Below are 18,484 nucleotides of genomic sequence, written 5' to 3'. Positions count from 1 at the left end.
CCCGGCGCCGCCTGAAAAGGCGGGACGAGTACCCCTGCGCGAAAGCGAAGTATAGATCGCGCCAACGCGGCCCGGCGCATATGATGATTTGTGCGCATGAAATCATTCAAAGAACGCTTGCTTCCGAGAGCTGGTATTACTGCTTTACATTTGGATTCAGTCTGGGGCGACACCGTCATTTAGGTTCGGTACACTTTTTTCCACCAACGCCCGGCCTGCCATCGACTCGCCGGGCATAGCTAACTTAAAAGAAGGAATCGAGCATGCAACTGACCCTACGCAAATTGGCGCCCGCCCTGGTTGTCGTGACGTTGGCGCTGGCGGGTTGCAAGACCGCCCCGACGAAACCGTCCGGCGCCGCGGCCACGCCCGAAGCCGGCCAGCAGTCGAGCGTGCCGGCTACCGCATCGTCGGTGGACTTCTACCTGGCGCAACAACAGCCCGGCCCCGGCCTGCGCGAAATCGCACTGCCCGACGGCAAGCTCTACATGCAGGAAGTGCCCGTGCTGACGCGCGCGGATCTCACCGACGCCGCCGCGCTGGTCGACCGCCAAGGCCAGAACTTCGTGGGCCTGCGCTTCTCTGAAGCCGGCGCGCGCAAGCTGACCGACGTCAGCACCAAGAACGTCGGCAACCGCCTGGCGCTGGTGATCGATCAGGAACTGGTCGCCGCCCCGAGCATCGCCGAACCCCTGAACCGTGGCGTGTTGGCCTTTGGTGTCGCCTCGGCGCAAGCCGCGTCCGAAATCGCCGCCAAGATCCGTGGTGATGCACCGCCCGCTCCGGCTGCCGGCGGCGCCGCGCCCGCACCGACGCCCAAGCCCTGATCACTGATCACCGATCTTCCTGCGGATAAGCCGAGGTCGCAAAAGCGGCAGAAGTTGGTTATTCGCAGGCGCTTGAATCAAAATATCCGCACCGAAAGGTGCGGATATTTTTTTGCCCGCAAACGACGGCGCGGCCATCGCGCGCATCGGATGGGCGGGATGAATCAGCCGATTTTGCGGCCGCGCGGCTTGACCGTGCGACGCGCTTGCGCGGTCTCGATGAAGGTTTGCGTCAGTGCTTCAAGCATGGCGCGATCATCGGGTGTCAGGCCGTCGAATTGCGACGGCGCAATGTTGGGAAACGGCCAGGGCGCTTGCGGACGGGGCCGTCGGGCCATGCGCGGCATGGTCTCGGCGACGCCCGCTGCGGGCAGCGTATCTGACAGGTCATAGCCTTCCATGGGTAGTTCCATGGGACCCTTACCGGTCTCCAACCACTCAGGCTCAATCTTCAGAATCTGCGCAAGCTTACGGACGGACCGGCTGGAATGCCGGAGCCCGTTTTCGTAACTGGCGATTGCACTTTGCGAGATTCGCGCAAGACGAGCGAGCGTCTTCTGCGTGTGACCACGCAGAAGACGGGCTTGCTTCAATCGGTCTGAAAATGTCTTCACGAGTCGATTGAAGCTTGCTCATGATTTACTTTGGTGGTTATAAGCATTACCTGGGTGATAGTTTTGGAGGCGAGGACACATGCATGAACGGGGCAACGTGTTCGTCGTGCAACTTGATGAAATGACGAGCAATCATTTTGTCGCTGCTTTGCGTGATTTTCAATGGCAGGTCAGCGCGTGCGCGTCACCGGACGAGCTTTTCGAACGGCTGCGCACGGACGATGTCGACGCGATGGTGTTGCGTGGGCAGGGCGCCGAGGTCCCCAAGCTGATCGCGGCCTTGCGCCGCGCGGCGCCGGACGCGGCGGTGGTGTGGCAGTCGCCGGTGGCCTCGGCGCGCGAACGGGTCGAGGCGCTGGAGGCGGGTGTGGACTTTTATAGTTCGGCCCGTATGGAGCCCGAGGAATGGGACGCGTTGCTGCGCAATGTGCGGCGCCGGCTCTTGCCGCCTTCCACCGACGGCCCTGCATGGCGCTTGGACCAACGCGTGCTGTCAGGCCCGGCCGGCGAACGCCTGCCATTGACGCTGACCGAACGCGACTTTTTTGTCCGCTTGCTAAGGGCGCCCGGCCAGTGCCTGCGGCGTGATCGCTTCTTTCCGTGCAATCCTCGCGAGGGCGCACGCAGCGTTGACGTGCTGGTGTCGCGGCTGCGCACCAAGGCGCGCCGCTTCGATATTGAACTGCCGGTGTTGGCCGTGCGCGGATGGGGCTATATCTTGCTTCAGCACAGCCCGCCGCAGGAGCCGCAGGATTAGAGAACGACCAGGTTATCCCGATGCATGAGCTCGGGTTCGGTCATGCTGCCCAGGATGCGAGCGATCTGCGACGAAGGCTGGCGCAGGATGCGTCGCGTATCGACAGACGAATAGTTGATGAGACCGCGCGCGCATTCGATGCCCTGGCTGTCCACGCAGGCCACCACGTCGCCACGGCCGAACTCGCCTTGCACGTCAGTCACGCCGATGGGCAATAGGCTCTTGCCTTCGCGCATCAGGGCCTGCACGGCGCCGTCGTCCAGCACCACGCGGCCACGCAGGCGCAGGTGGTCGGCCAGCCACTGCTTGCGGGCGGACCACACGGGCAGCACGGCGCGCAGTTCGCTGCCGATGCATTCGCCCTGCGCCAATCGCGTCAGCACGTTGCGCTCGCGGCCCGAGGCAATGATGGTGTGCGCGCCGCTGTGCGCCGCGCGCTTGGCGGCCAGCACCTTGGTCAGCATGCCGCCCGTGCCGATGCCGCTGCCTGCGCCGCCGGCCATCGCTTCCAGCGCCGGGTCGCCCGCTTGCGCGTGCGACATGAATGTAGCGTCGGGATTCTTGCGAGGATCGGAATCGTACAAACCGCGCTGATCCGTCAGGATGATCAGCGTGTCGGCTTCGATCAGATTGGTGACCAGCGCGCCCAGCGTGTCGTTGTCGCCCAGGCGGATTTCGTCGGTGACGACCGTGTCGTTTTCGTTCACGATCGGCACCACGCCCAGGCGCAGCAGCGCGAACAGCGTGCTGCGGGCGTTCAGGTAGCGGTGGCGATCGGCCAGGTCTTCGTGCGTCAGCAAAATCTGCGCGGTGCGCAGGCCGTACTCGGCGAACGCCGCTTCGTAAGCCTGGCACAGGCCCATCTGGCCGACGGCGGCGGCGGCTTGCAATTCGTGCATGACGGAAGGGCGCTTGCGCCAGCCCAGCCGCGCCATGCCTTCGGCGATGGCGCCGCTGGAGACCAGCACGATCTGCTTGCCCTGCTTGTGCAAGGCAGCGATCTGCGAGGCCCAGTGCGCGACGGCGGCGCGGTCCAGGCCGCGGCCTTCGTTGGTGACCAGCGACGAGCCAACTTTGGCGACCAGGCGCTGGGCGTGGGTGACGACGGAAACGGCAGGTGTTTCAGCAGACATGGTAGGCGCCGGCTGCGGCGAAAAAAGACGTAATCGAAAGGACTGCGATTATGGCTTATTCGTCACCGCCGCGCGGCGCGGCCGGCTTGTCGGCGTCGGACCGCGTGTCGTCAAAGCGGGGGTCCGGCGCCACATAGGTGCCGTCCGCCTGGTCGCTCGACAAATGTTCCTTTTCGCGCTCGGCGTCCAGGTAGTCTTGCAGCGCGTACAGCAGGTCTTGCGTGCCTTCGCCCGTCAGGCCGGAAATGGCGAACACGGGGCCCTTCCAGTCGTACAGTTCCAGGAAGCGGCGCTTGGTGTCTTGGGGGTCCGGCACCATGTCCAGCTTGTTCAGCACCAACCAGCGCGGCTTGGCGGCCAGTTCGGGGTCGTAGCGGCGCAGCTCTTCGACGATGGCGCGCGCATCGACCACGGCTTGCTCGACCGGATCTGCATCGGGGTCGGGCGTGGACACGTCAACCAGGTGCAGCAGCACGCGGGTGCGCGCCAGGTGGCGCAGGAACAGGTGGCCCAGGCCGGCGCCTTCGGACGCGCCTTCGATCAGGCCGGGAATGTCGGCCACGACGAAGCTGCGCGACGGCGACGTACGCACGACGCCCAGGTTGGGGTGCAGCGTGGTGAACGGGTAGTCCGCGATCTTCGGCTTCGCGTTCGAGATGCGCGTGATCAGCGTCGACTTGCCGGCGTTGGGCATGCCCAGCAGGCCCACGTCCGCCAGCACCTTCAGTTCCATGCGCAGGTAGCGATGTTCGCCTTCCTTGCCGGGCGTCCACTGGCGCGGGGCGCGGTTCAAGCTGGACTTGAAGTGGATGTTGCCCATGCCGCCCTGGCCACCGGCAGCCAGCACGACCTTTTGGTCATGGGTGTCCATGTCGAACAGGACTTCGCCGGTTTCGGCGTCATGGATAACGGTGCCCACGGGCACGCGCAGGGTGATGTCCGGAGCCGCTGCGCCGTACTGGTCCGAGCCGCGGCCGTTCTCGCCGCCCTTGGCGCGATGCAGGCGTGCGTAGCGGAAATCGATCAGCGTGTTGATATTGCGGTCTGCAACGGCATAGATGGTGCCGCCGCGGCCGCCGTCGCCGCCGTCCGGGCCCCCTTTGGGGATGAACTTTTCGCGGCGAAAGCTCGCCACGCCATTGCCGCCTTTGCCGGCGACCACTTCAATGGTGGCTTCGTCTACGAATTTCATGGTGTCTGCGCGTGTAGTGGGTAAATAGGACAGTTGCCCGCCATGGGGCGCTGCCAGGTGGCATTGGAAACTTTACTCGCCAATTGCCATAAACAAAAAAGCTTAAAACAAAAAAGCCCTGCCGCATGCGACAGGGCTTTTGCCGTTCGGCAACGCGGTAAACCGCGTTGCGCTGACCGTGGCTGGTCCGATTACTCGGCAGCGATGATCGAAACGGTTTGCTTGTTCAACGCGCCCTTGAAGCCGAATTGAACCTTGCCGTCGATCAGCGCGTACAGGGTGTGGTCCTTGCCCATGCCGACGTTCACGCCAGCGTGGAAACGAGTACCGCGCTGACGCACGATGATCGAACCAGCGGGAATCAGTTCACCGCCGAAAGTCTTGACGCCCAGACGCTTTGATTCTGAGTCGCGTCCGTTTCGCGTAGAGCCGCCGCCCTTTTTCTGTGCCATGTTTAGCTCCTGCTAAGTGGTACCGAGTCGCTACTTAAGCCGTGATGGCTTCGATGCGGATTTCGGTGTAGTTCTGACGGTGGCCCTGACGCTTCTGATAGTGCTTGCGACGGCGCATCTTGAAGATCTTGACCTTGTCGTGGCGGCCTTGCGCAAGAACCGTTGCCTTGACCACAGCGCCGGAGACGAGGGGCGTGCCAACTTTCAGTTGGTCGCCTTCGCCCACGGACAGCACTTGGTCCAGGGTGATTTCTTGCCCAATGTCTGCCGGTATCTGTTCTATCTTGAGTTTTTCGCCAGCGGCAACGCGATACTGCTTGCCACCGGTTTTTACGACCGCGTACATGGGGTGTTCCTTAAATAGGTAAATGGGTTCATTCGCGCGGCCCGCCCTGCTGGGTGGGATTGCCACTTTGGAAGGTTCGCTTTCCTGTCCGTGTGCCGGCATTTGACATGCGGCGGGCCAGAAGGAAAGGGGCCTGACTGCCAGGTACCGGGTGGAAATATCCCGAACAAGGCACCCGAAGGGTTTACGCGAACAACCGACGTAATTCGGGCATTGCTGACCGAATCCGCAATATTAGCGCGTGACTTTTCAAAAGTCAAAAACCTGTTGTGGGCTAAGGGCTTAGGTGTGGCGCAGGGGCTTCAGGCGGGCGCCACCACGCGCTGGGAGACGTGGCGCGCCACCCGGCGGATGCCCTCCATGATGTCGCGCCGGTGGGCGTCGTCCAGCCGGTCGGTGGGTATCGACGTGCTGACCGCCACGCGCTTGCCCGTGGGCGTGACGCCCACATACGCGGCGTAGCAGACCAGGCCGGTGGCCAGTTCTTCCTGATCGTGGCCCAGCCCTGTCTGGCGCACCTTGTCCAATTCTTGATACAGCGCGTCGCGCGTGGCCAGCGTGCGGTCCGTCACGCGGGGCAGCGGGTCGGGCACGCTGGCGGCCAGGGCGTCGGGTTCCAGGCTGGCCAGCAGCACTTTGCCCAGCGCGCAAGCATGGGCGGGCAGGCGCATGCCCAAGTCGGAGACCAGCCGCACGGGGCGGCGGGCATCCTCGCGGGCGATGTAGACCACGTCAAAGCCATCCAGCGCCGCCAGCTGCACGACTTCATTGCAGCGGGTCACGAACTCGCCGGCCGCCTCGTGGAACGCGGCTTGCAGGCCGTCGTGGCGCAGGTAGGCGAAGCCCAGCGACATCAGCTCGATGCCGATCAGGTAGCCGCCGTCTTTGCGTTCGATCCAGCGGCGGTGTTCCAGGCAGTCCAGCAACAGGTACAGCGTGCTTTTGGGCAGCTTGCAGGCCTGCGCCAGTTCGGCGGCCTTGACGGGGGTGCGGCGGCTGGCCAGCACCCGCAGGATGTCGTGGGTACGGCGTATGGCGGGCACATCGTAGTCGGCGGTCATGTCTGTTTGTCCAACCTATTGGACTGCAATTCAGAATGTTGGACATGATAACGGCCTTCTTCTAGACTCGTTGCACCTTTATTGAAATGCCGCCCAGTCGGCATAAAGCGTGGAGACTCATGAACATAGACAACGCATTGCCCGTCGACCTGGCGGGCGCCTTGCTGGTGGGCCGTGTTTGGCGGCCGGCCCCGGTGGACGGGCCCAGCGTCGTGGTGGTGCGCAACGGCGAGGTGTTTGACATCACCGCCGTGGCCCCCACCGTGTCCGATCTGCTGGATCGCCCCGATCGCGTCACGCTGGCCAAAGGCGCGGCAGGCGAATCGCTGGGCGACGTGCGCGCGCTGATGGCCGCCACCTTGCAAGGGCAAGACGGACCGCGCCTGCTGGCGCCGTGCGATCTGCAACCCATCAAGGCCGCCGGCGTCACGTTCGCCATCAGCCTGCTGGAGCGGATGATCGAGGAAGAAGCGGGCGGCGACGCCAGCCGCGCCGATGAAATCCGTGTGCGGATGCAGGCCTTGATCGGCTCGGATCTGTCTCGCTTGCGTCCCGGCTCCGCCGAAGCCATCAAGCTGAAAGCCGAATTGGTCGAACGCGGGCAGTGGTCGCAATACCTGGAAGTGGGCATCGGCCCCGACGCCGAGATTTTCTCGAAGACGCCCGCGATGGCATCGGTGGGATACGGCGCGCAGATCGGCGTGCTGCCCGAATCGCAGTGGAACAACCCCGAGCCCGAGATCGTGCTGGCCGTGGACAGCCGTGGCGAGATCGTGGGCGCCACGTTAGGCAACGACGTCAACCTGCGTGACATCGAAGGCCGCAGCGCCTTGCTGCTGACCAAGGCCAAGGACAACAACGGGTCATGCGCCATCGGCCCCTTCATCCGCTTGTTCGATGGGGATTTCGACCTGGACAGCGTGCGCCACGCCGATGTGTCGCTGCGCATCGACGGCGCGGACGGCTTCGCGCTGGACGGCGTCAGCCACATGCGCGAAATCAGCCGCGACCCCCAGGACCTGGTACGCCAGGCTTTTGGCGCGCACCACCAGTACCCCGACGGCTTCATGCTGTTCCTGGGCACGATGTTCTCGCCCAGCCAGGACCGCAAGGGTCCCGGCACCGGCTTCACGCACAAGCTGGGCGATCGCGTCCAGATCGCGTCCGAGCGTATCGGCGCGCTGGTCAACGATGTGCAGTTGGCCACCGAGATCACACCGTGGACGTTCGGCGTGCGGGCCCTGTACGCCAACCTGGCCAAGCGCGGCCTGGTTCGATAGGGCGGCGACCGGCGCGCTTGCGCTGACTGGGGGGCGGCAGCGGGCCGCCCCGCACCCGCCGCACCCCGTATAATCGCTGGTCGAATCCCCCGCCATTCCTGGCGGCCCAGCGGTAAGAGCCCCCTCGCGGCTCGTTTCACTTGTCGGATACGTCTTGAATCTCCCCGCGCTTATTGCCCCCATTGCTGACGATATGAAGGCTGTCGACGCGGTCATCCGCGAGCGGCTGAATTCGGACGTGGTTCTGATCCGCACAATCGGCGACTACATCATTGGCGCGGGCGGCAAGCGCATGCGCCCGGCCATGGTCTTGATGGTGGCGCGCGCGCTGGGCTACGAAGGCACGCATCACCAACTGCTGGCCGCCGTCGTGGAATTCATCCACACCGCAACATTGCTGCATGACGACGTGGTCGACGAATCCGACCTGCGCCGCGGCCGCGAAACGGCCAACGCCGTGTTCGGCAACGCCGCCAGTGTGCTCGTTGGCGATTACCTGTATTCGCGTTCGTTCGAAATGATGGTCGAAGCCGACTCGATGCGCATCATGAGCATCCTGTCCGAAGCCACCACGGTGATCGCCGAAGGCGAGGTCTTGCAGCTCCTGAACGTGCACGACCCCGACGTCTCGCAAGACCGCTACCTACAAGTGGTGCGCTACAAGACAGCCAAGCTGTTCGAAGCTGCCGCCCAGGTGGGCGCGGTGCTGGCAGGCGCCACGCCCGAGCAGGAAGCCGCCGCCGCCGCCTATGGCCGCCACGTCGGCACCGCGTTCCAGCTGGTTGACGACGTGCTGGACTACAGCGGCGACGCCGCCGCGTTGGGCAAGAACGTGGGCGACGACCTGCGCGAAGGCAAGCCCACGCTGCCGCTGATCCGCGTGATGGAAGTGGGCTCGCCCGAACAACAACAACTGATTCGCGACGCCATCAAGACGGGCGACGCCGATTTCGCCGCCGTGGCCGCAGCCATTCAGGCCACCGACGCGCTTGAACACGCCCGCCTGGCCGCTGTGGCCGAAGCGGATCGGGCTCGCGAAGCGCTGTCGATTTACCCCGTTTCGCCTTTTCTGAATTCTCTGCTAGAATTCTGCGCTTTCGCGGTGAATAGAGATCGCTGAAGCCGAAATCCACAGCGGCGCTGAAGTTGGGCGTAGCTAGCTGGTTTGAAAGCGGGTGGGTTGTTGAAGCCAAAAGCAAAAGCTAAACGCAGAAGCCAAAGCAACCAAAGCAAAACCTGATTTTCAAAAAAGCGGAATATAGGTTCTAATAGCGGTCGCTGTTGAAACGGCGGTGATGGAAAGCAAAGGTGGGAAGCGAAAGCAAAGTCACCAGAGCATAGTCGCCGCAGCAGTCGCGAGACATGCAGCGGAAAGAAAAAACTTGGTAGCACTGAGCGCCGCCAAGTTGGTAGTACGAGTTTGTCAGCGCGGTTTTTCAGCGTGGCAAATTTACTGAATCGGGGCGTAGCTCAGCCTGGTAGAGTACTGCGTTCGGGACGCAGGAGTCGGAGGTTCGAATCCTCTCGCCCCGACCACTCATTTGTGGTCGAATTTTTGATGGTGTTCTCGACACCAACAGCAAAAGCCGGAATCGCGACAGCGACGCCGGCTTTTTTGCGTCTGCGAGGCGTTTTTATGCCTTCGCGCGTCTGTTAAAGTCGCCAGCTAAAGGTCAAAGCCAAGGCCAAAGCCAAAGCCAAAGCCAAGGCCAAAGCCAAGGTCAGGCCAAGCCCAACGCCCTTGCGCTTTCCTGCCGCCTGACACACACACACGGGTCCAGCGCCTCTGTCTGCCCCTCCGAAATCCGCCACTCGCCAACATGATTCCTATCCACGGCCAAGCAGAGTCGACCGCGTCAGGCGGCCAGTGCCAAGGTTGCAAATCTGACGAGGCCGCGCCCATCGACATGGCGTTTGCGTTTCAGCCCATCGTCGATCTGGCGTCTGGCCAGGCCTATGCCTACGAGGCGCTGGTGCGCGGGCCTGAAGGCCAGCCCGCAGCCTCGGTGTTGTCGCAAGTGGACGACGCCAACCGCTACCATTTCGATCAGCGTTGCCGCACCACCGCCATCGAACTCGCGGCCAGGATGGGGATGGACCGTTTCCTGTCCATCAACTTCATGCCGAATGCGGTCTATCAACCCGCCGCATGTATTCGCACCACCTTCGAGGCCGCGGAGCGGCACGGCTTTCCGGTGAACCGGATCATCTTCGAAACCATCGAAGGCGAAAGCATCACTGACCGCGCCCATCTGCTGAAGATCTTTCAGGCCTACAAATCCTACGGTTTTCAGACCGCCATCGACGACTTTGGCGCGGGCTATTCGGGCTTGACGCTGCTGGCGGACTTCCAGCCTGACCTCATCAAGCTGGACATGGCGCTTGTGCGCGGTATCGATGTCGACACCGCGCGTCAACGCATCATTTCAGGCGTGCAGAAGATCTGTACCGATCTTGGCATTCGCGTCATCGCCGAAGGCGTGGAAACGGTGGGTGAACGCGACTTTCTGGCGGCGCAGGGCATCACGCTCATGCAGGGCTATTTGTTCGCCAAACCCGCATTCAAGGCGATGCCGCCGATAGCCAATGTGGGCTGATTACCCCAAGCCGCCTGTGGCTCGGCTTCGGGCCTCCAGGTCGGCGCCTCGCCGGTAGTCTTCTGCCCGGGCCAAGGTGCGGTAAAAGTCCGCGCCTAAATTGATCAGGTCGTTCATCTCTTGCGTGGTCAGCTTGTGCTGCACGGTTTCAAGGCACGCGGCGTAGGCGGCCAGAACTTCTGGCCAGTCCTCGAAGCGCCGCATGGGCGATGTCCTGACGATCATCTGCGCTACCAGTTCCTGGGTATCCATAAAAAGCCTCCTGCTACTTGCCCGGTTGATCAATCACCGGTCACGTCGACCCAGGCACAAGACCGCCCGATGGCGGTCTTGTACCGTTTGCTACGCGCAGAGGCTCGGGGCGTGACCCGTGAATGTCCCGGATTACTTGGGCATCAGCACCGTGTCGATGACGTGGATGACGCCGTTGTCGGCCGCAATGTCCGTCTTGACCACATTGGCATCGTTCACCTTGACCTTGCCGTCGGCGACGGTGACGGCGATGGTGCTGCCCTCAACCGTCTTGACCTGGCCCGCCTTGACGTCCTTGGCCATGACCTTGCCCGGCACCACGTGATACGTCAGCACCTTGGTCAGCGCGGCCTTGTCTTTCAGCAGCGCGTCCAGCTTGTCCTTGGGCACCTTGGCGAACGCGGCGTCGGTGGGGGCGAAAACGGTGTAGGGACCCGGGCCCTTCAGCGTTTCGGTCAGGCCGGCGGCCTGCACGGCGGTCGTCAACGTTTTGAAGTCGCCCGCCGATTTGGCCGTATCCACGATGTCGGCGGCATTGGCCCAGCCGCAGGCCAGGGCAATCGTCGTTCCAATCAGAAATCGCTTCATGGTGTGCTCCAGAATGTCAGGGTTACCGGCGCCCGCATCAAGGCGGGCGCTCAAGAGCGCGTCGCAACTTGGAAAACGCGATGCGTGAGGGTAGAGTAGGCGGCATCTTTCACTTCGTCCATATTTTGAACCTATAAATGCGGGTATTTAACGGTTCAAAGGCGGGTCAAAAATGCCAAACACCTCCAGCACTGACCTAGACGAGGCCGGTTCAACGGCCGCTTACCGCACGGGAGTCGCCGCCAAGTTGGCCGGCCTGCCCGTCGAAACCCTGCGGGTCTGGGAACGGCGCTATCAGCTGTCTTCCCCCGCGCGCTCGGCACGCGGCCAGCGGCTGTACTCGGCCGAGCAAGTGCGCCGGCTAAGCCTCTTGAAGCAGCTGGCGGATCAGGGTCACGCCATTGGCACGCTTGCGTCGCTACCGCTGGAGCAGTTGCAAGCAATGCTGGGCGCGCAGCCCAGCCGGGCCGGCCCGCCGCTGCGCGCCGTGGCGGTCGGCGCCACGCTGGCCCCGCGCCTCTTGGCCGGCGGGGTCGCCCAAGATGGCTCGACGGGCTTCATGGCCGGGCCGGACGTTCACGTGGTTGGCGCCTGCGCGCGCCTGGAAGACGCAGGCTCGCTGCCGCGCCATGCCGACGTGCTGATCGTTGAAATTTCAGAGCTGGACGTGGATGCGCTGGCGCCTATCCAGCGCGCGCGCGACGCCACCGAGTCGGGCGCCGTGGTGGTGCTCTACCGCTTTTGTGCCAGCACCACGATTCGGACCCTGCGCGCGCAAGGCTGCCTGGTTGCCCGCATCCCGGCGCAGTTGAACGAGCTGGCGCCGTTGTGCCGATCGGCGGTCGTCGGTTCGAACCTTGGCGCGCTGGCTCCGGCGTCGGCCATTGAGTTCGATGAAGAAGCCCTGGCCAAGATCATGGCGATGCGCAACCCGATCACATGCGAATGCCCCAGACATCTTGCCGAATTGCTGATGATGGTGGGCAGCTTCGAACGTTTCAGCTCGCAATGCGCATCGCGTGACGAAGCCGACGCGCAATTGCACCTGGCGTTGCAGCAGGCCGCGGGCCAAGCCCGCGGCATCCTGGAAAACGCCATGGCCCGCCTGCTGCACACGGAAGGCATGTGGCCGCTGGCCGGCTAGGCGCCGGCCAGCTCATCACACCCCGATCGGGCCGCCGTCTGCGCGCTGGATCACCACCGTCGATGAGCGCGGGCGCACCGTGCCCGTGGTTGCGACCGTTGCATCATCCGTCCCATACGCCGGCCAGTTTGCCGGGTGCTGGATGTTCAGGAAGATGCTGGTGTAGTCGGGCGTGAACGCAAAGCCGGTTACTTCGGCTTCGTTCGGGCCAACGAAAAAGCGGCGCAGGTCAGCCTGGTTGGACGGGTTGATGGCGGGACCCGTGCCGGTGCTGTCGGCCAGCGCGCCCGGGATCACGGCCAGCATCTGGTCGTTGGTGGCGCGGGCCACGTTGTTGTTGCGGCCGCCGTCGATGCCGTTGTCCGTTTGAATCCACAGGATGCCGCGCGTGTCGAAGCCGATGCCGTCCGGGCTGGCCAGCTGGTTCAGCGCGGTCAGGCCCGAACGGTTGGTGTCGGCGTCGGCGCCTGCGTCGGAACCGAACACAAAGATATCCCACTCGAACTTGGTCGAACCCGCTTCGTCGTGCCAGCGGATGATGTGGCCGTTGACGTTGTTCAGACGCGGGTTGGGCGGGTTGGTGCCGGTGCCGGCGTTGCGGCTGCTGTTGTTGGTCAGCGTCAGGTAGATGTCGCCGTTGGTCGGGTGGGTGGCGGTCCACTCCGGGCGGTCCATCGGGGTGGCGCCCACGAAGTCGGCCGCGCCGCGCGTGTTGATGAGGATGGCGTCCAGGCTGCCGAACTCGTCGGCCAGCGTGCGGCCGCCCACGCCCGGCGTGGTGCCGATCAGGGGCAGCCATTCGCCCGAGCCGTCCGCGTTGAAGCGCGCTACGTACAGCGTGCCCTTGTCCAGGTACTTGGCGCCGACAGCCAGGCGGTCGCTGCGCTCGGCGTCCTTCGGGTCCCACACGGCCTCGGACACGAAGCGGTAGATGTACTCAAAGCGCGAGTCGTCGCCGCTGTAGAACGCCAGGGGCTTGCCGGCTTCGGGCTTGCTGTAGGCGCAGCCTTCGTGGGCGAAACGGCCCAGCGCCGTGCGCTTGGTGGCGATGCTGGACGGGTCGTACGGGTCGATCTCCACCAGGTAGCCGAAGCCGTTCACTTCGTTGCGCCAGTCTTGCGTGGCGTCGATGCCGGTTTGCGTGACGTTGAAGCGCGCGAATTCGCCCAGCACTTCCGACGCGTCGCCCGCAGCGGTCTCCCATTGGTAGCGGCCGGCCGGGCCGCCCGACACGCCAACGCGCAGCTGGTGCGCGGGGCGGGTGCCGGTGTTCACAAAGCAGGCCGCCCAGTTTTCTTCGGCGGTGATGTACGTGCCCCACGGCGTGTAGCCGTTGCCGCAGTTGTTGTTGGTGCCGCGCACTTGCGTGCCGTTGGGCGAGAAGGGCGTCTTGACCCAGTCCGTGCCGCCCACCGGGCCGGCCAGCTTCATGGCGGTGGCCGATGTGAAGCGGCGGTTGTAGCGCGAGTTGTTGACGATGTTCCAGCGGCCGTTTTCGCGGCGCACGTGCAGGATGGCCACGCCATGCGCGTTGATTTCCTTGCGCACTTCCTCGGCCGGGCGCTTGCCCGCCACCAGCGTCGGGCCGTTCGGGTGCAGCGCGGCCTGGTCGATGTACTCGTGGTTAACGGCTAGCAGGCCTTCCGTAGAGCTGCCTTCGATGGGGAAGAAATGCATGCCGTCGTGATGCATGCCGGTGGAGTTGAGCAGGTCGTTGGACGTGTTGTTGCCGTTCTGGTCCCAGGGCTGCGCGTTGTCGTTCAACGGCGTGCCCCACGGCGCAAACACGTGGGCCACGTAGCCTTGCGGCACGACGCAAGCGTCCGTCATGGACGTGGGCAGCGAGTCAAAGCCCAGTTTCAGCGGGGTAGGCGCGGGGGTCTCGGTGCCGCCGCCGGGCACTTCGGGCGTGGGGTTGGGGTCACCGCCGCCGACGGGTTCGTCATCGTCATCGCTGCTGTTACAGCCGGCCAGCCCAAGGCTGGTCATCGTGGCGAAGGCAGCGGCCAGACCGCCGCGCATCACCATGCGGCGCGACAGGTTCTTTTCCAGAATTTCGCTGAAAGGGCTGCTCTGGCTGGGGTTGCGGACGATTTTGTCGGAGATGGATTTGCTCATGTGGATTCCTGGCTTGGGGGCTGTGCCTGAATGGGACGAGCAATACTAGAAGTCGCAAATGAAAGGTTAATGACAGATGGCTGAATGCGATATCGGGCATACGGCGCGCAAACGAAAAGGCCGGCCCCGTTTGCACGGGGCCGGCCAGATGGGCACCGACACGCTTATTGGGTGGCGACCGCCTTGGACTTGACCAGCGGGCAGCCGCCCTGGTCCAGCGGGCGGAAGGCGTTGTCACCCGGAATCGTGCGCAGGATCTTGAAGTAGTCCCAACGCGCCTTGGACTCCGACGGCTTCTTCACTTCCACCAGGTACATGTCGTGCACCAGCCGGCCGTCTTCACGCAAATACGCGTTGCGGGCGAACATGTCGTCGATCTTCATGCCGCGAATCTGCGTCATCACCGCATCGCCTTCGAGCTTGCCGCTTTCCTTCACGCCTTTCAAGAACGTCAGCACGGCGGAATAGACGCCGGCTTGCGCCATGGTCGGGACGCGGCCTTTCGTGCGCTCGGCGTAGCGTTTGGACCAGGCGCGCGTCCGCTCATCCATGTCCCAGTAAAAGCCGCTGGTCAACACCAGGCCCTGCGCCTGTTCCAGGCCCACGCCGTCCACATCGGTAATGAACATCAGCAGGCCGGCCAGCTTCTGGCCGCCCTTGATCAGGCCGAATTCGTTGGCCTGCTTGATCGCCATGGTGGTGTCGCCGGATGAATTGGCCAGCGCCACGATCTCGGCTTTCGAGGCCTGCGCCTGCAACAGGAATGAAGAAAAATCGTTTGAAGCGCGCGGGTGCTTGACCGAGCCCAGCGTCTGGCCGCCAGCCTGCTTGACGGCGTTCTCGGTATCCGCCTGCAAGGCATGGCCGAACGCGTAGTCCGCCGTCAGGAAATACCACTTCTTCATGCCGGATTCGGTCAGCGCGCGGCCGGTGCCGTTGGCCAGCGCATAGGTGTCGTAGGTCCATTGCGCGGTGGAGGCCGAGCACGCCTTGCCGGTCAAGTCCGACGTGCCGGCGGTGGACGCCAGGAAGGCGATGTTGGCGGTGCGCGTGATTTCCTGCACCGCCAGCGCCACGGACGACGTCGGTACATCGACAATGGCTTTCACATTTTCCTGATCGATCCAGCGGCGCGCGGTGGCAGAGCCAATGTCCGCCTTGTTCTGATGGTCTCCGGCAATGACTTCGATCTTGCGACCCAGCACGGTCGGCCCGAAGTCTTCCACCGCCATGCGCGCCGCCTCGACCGAGCCTTGCCCGGACAGGTCGGCATTCATGCCGGATAGATCGGTCAGGACGCCGATGCGGATGGGCGCGTCGGACTGCGCGTGCGCGCTGGGCAAGGCGAATGCGCCGGCAACAAGCAAGGCGCCAAGTAATGGGTTCATGTCTTTCCTCCAGGTGGGCGTCCGCTCTTTCAGGCGGATCTTTGCGGCGGGGTCGATACGGCGGTGGCGGGGGACAGCAGATGGCACAACAGGAATTGATCGGTTTGCGCATGCGCCAGGTGGCTGGCGTCGAACTGCGCGTCGATGGCGCGCTTGGACAGGCGCAGCGCCAGGGGCGGGCAGGCGGCGGCCTCGCGCGCCAAGCTCAGTGCGGCGGCCAGTGCATCGCCCTGCGGGGCCAGGGCGTCCGCCAAACCCCAGGCTTGCGCGGTGTCGGCGTGCAAGGTCAGGTCGGTAAACAGCGCCCGCTTGGCGCGTGCGGGCCCGACCAGCGCGGCCAGGCGGGGCAGGCCGCCCCAGGCTAGCGGCAGGCCCAATCGCACTTCGGGAAAGCGCAGCAAAGCGTTGTCCGCCAGCACGCGCCAATCGCAGGCCAGCGCCAGCACGGCGCCGCCGCCCACCGCCGCGCCTTCGATCGCGGCGACGGTAACTTGCGGCAGTTCGGTCCAGGCGCGGCACAGCATTTCGCCACGCGCCAGGGCGCGTTGTGTGATCAGCGGGTCGTCATGGCCCCATAGCGCGGGGTCTTTCAAATCAATGCCGGCGCTAAAGAGGGCCGATGTGCCCGTCAGCACCACGGCGCGGATGTGGTCGTCGCGGGCCAAATCGGTCGCCGCCTCGATCAGCGCGTCCATGGCGGCCAGGTTCAGGGCATTGGCCTTGCCGCCTCGGTCATAGCGCACGATCGCCACGCCGCCATCCCGCTCGATTGAAACCATGCTCATGGGGTTCTTCCGTGCTTGTTTGGGAAAATCTGCTGGATATACTACCAAGTATGTTGAAACCCGCAAGACTTTAGGAACGCCTCGGGGGCCACCTGCGGGTAAGTCCGTATCCGGCGGTGCTGGATGGCCAGAAGAAAGTCATGAAAAATAAGGCAAATAACAAGGAAGGAGACATTGATGAACGACGACGTTCGGGCGGCGATTCCTGACCGCCAGGCTTGCGTGCTGCGCTATTTGCTAGAGGCGCAAGCGGAAAAGATACCGGACAGAATCTTCGTCCGGTTCCACGGCGGCCCCACGTGGACGTACGCCCAGACGCTGGCGCGGGTTCAGCAACGGGCGGCCACCTTGCGTTGGGAAGGCGTCAAGCAGGGCGACCGCGTGCTGTGCTGGATGGGCAATGGGCCTGAACTGTTGACCAGCTGGTTCGCCATCAATTACCTGGGTGCGGTGTATGTGCCGCTGAACACGGGCTTGCGGGGGCGGCCGCTGGCGCACGTGTTGGACAACGCGCAGGCGTCGTTGATGGTGGCGCATCGCGCGTTGGCGGGCCGCTTGCATGAGGTGGCGCCGGGGGCGCTGACGCGTGTGCTGCTGACCGGAGAAGACCCGGGCGACGCCCCGTTGCAGCCTCCCGCCGGGGTGTCCTTTGCGCCCTTGTCGGACGCGGCCGAGCCGCCCCCGCCGGCGCTGCTGGCGCTGGACGCGCCGATCGAACCCTGGGATATGCAGTCCATCATGTACACGTCCGGCACCACCGGCTTGTCCAAGGGCGTGGTCACGTCCTACGTGCAGATCTACACCATGGGACCCGACGCGTTCGACTGGATCACGCCGGACGACCGCTGCATGATCGCCGGCCCGATCTTTCACTGCGGCAGCACGCTGTACGTGTACGCCATGCTCGCCTACGGCGGGTCGATTGCGATGGTGCCGGAATTTCGTACCGACCAATTCTGGGACGCCATCCGCGACACCGAAAGCACCGTGGTGCTACTGCTGGGCGTCATGGCGAACTTCCTGCTCAAGCAGGCGCCGTCTCCGCGTGACCGCGAACACCGCTTGCGCGGCGTCTTCATCGTGCCGTTCGGCGAGGACGCGCCCGCGTTTCAGGCGCGTTTCGGGGTGGACCTTTACACCGTGTACAACATGACCGAAATCGCCAGCCCCTTGAGCGCCGGTCCGGGGTTGACCGAGGCCGGGCGCTGCGGCAAGCCCCGGCCCTGGTTCGAACTACGCGTGGGCGATGCGCAAGACCGCGCGGTGCCGGACGGCACGGTGGGCGAACTGCTGATTCGTTCGCATCGGCCCTGGGCCTTGTTCTCGGGTTATTACCGCAACCCCGAGGCCACCGCCGCGTCCATGCGCAACGGCTGGTTCCACACGGGCGACGCGTTCCGCCGCGACGCCGACGGCACGTTTTTCTTTGTCGACCGCTTGAAGGACGTGATTCGTCGGCGCGGGGAAAACATCTCGTCGTTCGAACTGGAAGGGGAAATCTGCGCCCACCCGGATGTGCGCGAAGCGGTGGCCGTGGCCGTGCCCAGCGTACACAGCGAAGACGAGGTGCTGGCGGTGGTCACCGCCGTGGACGGGGCGCGGGTGGACGAGGCGGCGCTGATCGCATGGCTGGCCGAACGCGTGCCGCACTACATGGTGCCGCGCTATGTGCGCGTGGTGGACGACCTGCCCAAGACCGCCAGCGGCAAGCTGCAAAAGCATGTGCTGCGCAGCGAAGGCCTGGCCGACGGCACGTGGGACCGCGAAGCGGCGGGCATCAAGCTGCGCCGCGAACGGCTGGCTTGATCGGGCCGCGGGCTACGCGGGACGGCATGAACGGCGCGCGACGCGTGGCGCGCGATACATGGAGCGAGATACATGGAGCGAGATACATGGAGCGAGATACATGTATCGCGATACATGGCGCGCGATACCGCGCACGCCATCCCG

Annotated in this window: 18 protein-coding genes and 1 tRNA gene; 8 read left to right on the top strand and 11 right to left on the bottom strand. The window is 64.3% G+C overall.

The window, feature by feature from the left end:
• Positions 1–263: 263 nt before the first annotated feature.
• Positions 264–827, top strand: coding sequence for a SecDF P1 head subdomain-containing protein (locus AC0Z35_RS05645; RefSeq protein ID WP_046803168.1), 564 nt, complete (start codon positions 264–266; stop codon positions 825–827).
• Positions 828–991: 164 nt separating this feature from the next.
• On the opposite strand, the gene AC0Z35_RS05640 is transcribed toward AC0Z35_RS05645, so the two are convergent.
• Positions 992–1,441 (bottom strand): helix-turn-helix domain-containing protein, encoded by a 450-nt coding sequence (locus AC0Z35_RS05640; protein ID WP_162941286.1) that lies wholly within the window; start codon positions 1,439–1,441, stop codon positions 992–994.
• Positions 1,442–1,520: 79 nt separating this feature from the next.
• On the opposite strand from AC0Z35_RS05640, the gene AC0Z35_RS05635 reads away from it, so the two are divergent.
• Positions 1,521–2,198 (top strand): transcriptional regulator, encoded by a 678-nt coding sequence (locus tag AC0Z35_RS05635; protein ID WP_046803170.1) that lies wholly within the window; start codon positions 1,521–1,523, stop codon positions 2,196–2,198.
• Here AC0Z35_RS05635 and proB read toward each other — a convergent pair.
• From proB to AC0Z35_RS05610, 5 genes are all read right to left on the bottom strand, one after another.
• Positions 2,195–3,331, bottom strand: coding sequence for a glutamate 5-kinase (gene proB, locus AC0Z35_RS05630; protein ID WP_046803171.1), 1,137 nt, complete (start codon positions 3,329–3,331; stop codon positions 2,195–2,197). The two genes, AC0Z35_RS05635 and proB, sit on opposite strands and share 4 nt — an antisense overlap.
• A gap of 55 nt (positions 3,332–3,386) precedes the next feature.
• On the bottom strand, positions 3,387–4,523 hold the full coding sequence (obgE, locus tag AC0Z35_RS05625) for a GTPase ObgE (RefSeq protein WP_485131142.1): 1,137 nt from the start codon (positions 4,521–4,523) through the stop codon (positions 3,387–3,389).
• A 191-nt stretch (positions 4,524–4,714) separates the two neighbouring features.
• Positions 4,715–4,975 carry a 50S ribosomal protein L27 gene (rpmA, locus tag AC0Z35_RS05620; RefSeq protein ID WP_046803173.1) on the bottom strand — a complete coding sequence of 87 codons (261 nt, stop codon included), beginning with the start codon at positions 4,973–4,975 and terminating at the stop codon, positions 4,715–4,717.
• Between the two features lie 34 nt (positions 4,976–5,009).
• The gene (gene rplU, locus AC0Z35_RS05615; protein ID WP_006216228.1) at positions 5,010–5,321 is read right to left on the bottom strand and encodes a 50S ribosomal protein L21; all 312 of its coding nucleotides are present in this window, start codon (positions 5,319–5,321) and stop codon (positions 5,010–5,012) included.
• A gap of 302 nt (positions 5,322–5,623) precedes the next feature.
• Entirely contained in the window at positions 5,624–6,382 is a 759-nt protein-coding gene (locus AC0Z35_RS05610) for an IclR family transcriptional regulator (protein ID WP_485131143.1), read from the bottom strand.
• 119 nt (positions 6,383–6,501) lie between these two features.
• Here AC0Z35_RS05610 and AC0Z35_RS05605 point away from each other — a divergent pair, with 119 nt between their 5' ends.
• The 4 genes from AC0Z35_RS05605 (at position 6,502) to AC0Z35_RS05590 (ending at position 10,259) form a co-directional block, all read left to right on the top strand.
• Entirely contained in the window at positions 6,502–7,662 is a 1,161-nt protein-coding gene (locus AC0Z35_RS05605) for a fumarylacetoacetate hydrolase family protein (RefSeq protein ID WP_104142698.1), read from the top strand.
• Between the two features lie 154 nt (positions 7,663–7,816).
• Positions 7,817–8,782 (top strand): octaprenyl diphosphate synthase, encoded by a 966-nt coding sequence (gene ispB, locus AC0Z35_RS05600; RefSeq protein ID WP_046803176.1) that lies wholly within the window; start codon positions 7,817–7,819, stop codon positions 8,780–8,782.
• 339 nt (positions 8,783–9,121) lie between these two features.
• Positions 9,122–9,198 (top strand) — tRNA-Pro (locus AC0Z35_RS05595).
• Between the two features lie 284 nt (positions 9,199–9,482).
• Positions 9,483–10,259, top strand: coding sequence for an EAL domain-containing protein (locus AC0Z35_RS05590; protein WP_046803185.1), 777 nt, complete (start codon positions 9,483–9,485; stop codon positions 10,257–10,259).
• Here AC0Z35_RS05590 and AC0Z35_RS05585 read toward each other — a convergent pair whose 3' ends face one another.
• Together AC0Z35_RS05585 and AC0Z35_RS05580 are read right to left on the bottom strand one after the other, a co-directional pair.
• Positions 10,260–10,511, bottom strand: coding sequence for a DNA-3-methyladenine glycosylase (locus AC0Z35_RS05585; protein ID WP_120157173.1), 252 nt, complete (start codon positions 10,509–10,511; stop codon positions 10,260–10,262).
• Between the two features lie 132 nt (positions 10,512–10,643).
• On the bottom strand, positions 10,644–11,099 hold the full coding sequence (locus tag AC0Z35_RS05580) for a fasciclin domain-containing protein (RefSeq protein ID WP_104142703.1): 456 nt from the start codon (positions 11,097–11,099) through the stop codon (positions 10,644–10,646).
• A gap of 172 nt (positions 11,100–11,271) precedes the next feature.
• Between AC0Z35_RS05580 and AC0Z35_RS05575 the strand changes: the two genes are divergently transcribed.
• Positions 11,272–12,243 carry a MerR family transcriptional regulator gene (locus AC0Z35_RS05575; RefSeq protein WP_485131144.1) on the top strand — a complete coding sequence of 324 codons (972 nt, stop codon included), beginning with the start codon at positions 11,272–11,274 and terminating at the stop codon, positions 12,241–12,243.
• Between the two features lie 15 nt (positions 12,244–12,258).
• On the opposite strand, the gene AC0Z35_RS05570 is transcribed toward AC0Z35_RS05575, so the two are convergent.
• From AC0Z35_RS05570 to AC0Z35_RS05560, 3 genes are all read right to left on the bottom strand, one after another.
• Positions 12,259–14,361: a PhoX family protein gene (locus AC0Z35_RS05570; RefSeq protein ID WP_104142706.1), complete on the bottom strand. Its 2,103-nt coding sequence runs from the start codon at positions 14,359–14,361 to the stop codon at positions 12,259–12,261.
• 164 nt (positions 14,362–14,525) lie between these two features.
• Positions 14,526–15,749: an ABC transporter substrate-binding protein gene (locus AC0Z35_RS05565; protein ID WP_046803189.1), complete on the bottom strand. Its 1,224-nt coding sequence runs from the start codon at positions 15,747–15,749 to the stop codon at positions 14,526–14,528.
• A 29-nt stretch (positions 15,750–15,778) separates the two neighbouring features.
• Positions 15,779–16,534 (bottom strand): enoyl-CoA hydratase/isomerase family protein, encoded by a 756-nt coding sequence (locus AC0Z35_RS05560; protein ID WP_485131145.1) that lies wholly within the window; start codon positions 16,532–16,534, stop codon positions 15,779–15,781.
• Positions 16,535–16,711: 177 nt separating this feature from the next.
• On the opposite strand from AC0Z35_RS05560, the gene AC0Z35_RS05555 reads away from it, so the two are divergent.
• The gene (locus tag AC0Z35_RS05555) at positions 16,712–18,340 is read left to right on the top strand and encodes an AMP-binding protein (protein WP_485131146.1); all 1,629 of its coding nucleotides are present in this window, start codon (positions 16,712–16,714) and stop codon (positions 18,338–18,340) included.
• Positions 18,341–18,484 lie beyond the last annotated feature (144 nt).

This window comes from Achromobacter sp. 1L-A-4-B-C2, assembly GCF_057291955.1.
Note: the sequence above shows the minus strand (reverse complement) of the source record. Positions and strands in the feature narration are given on the sequence as shown.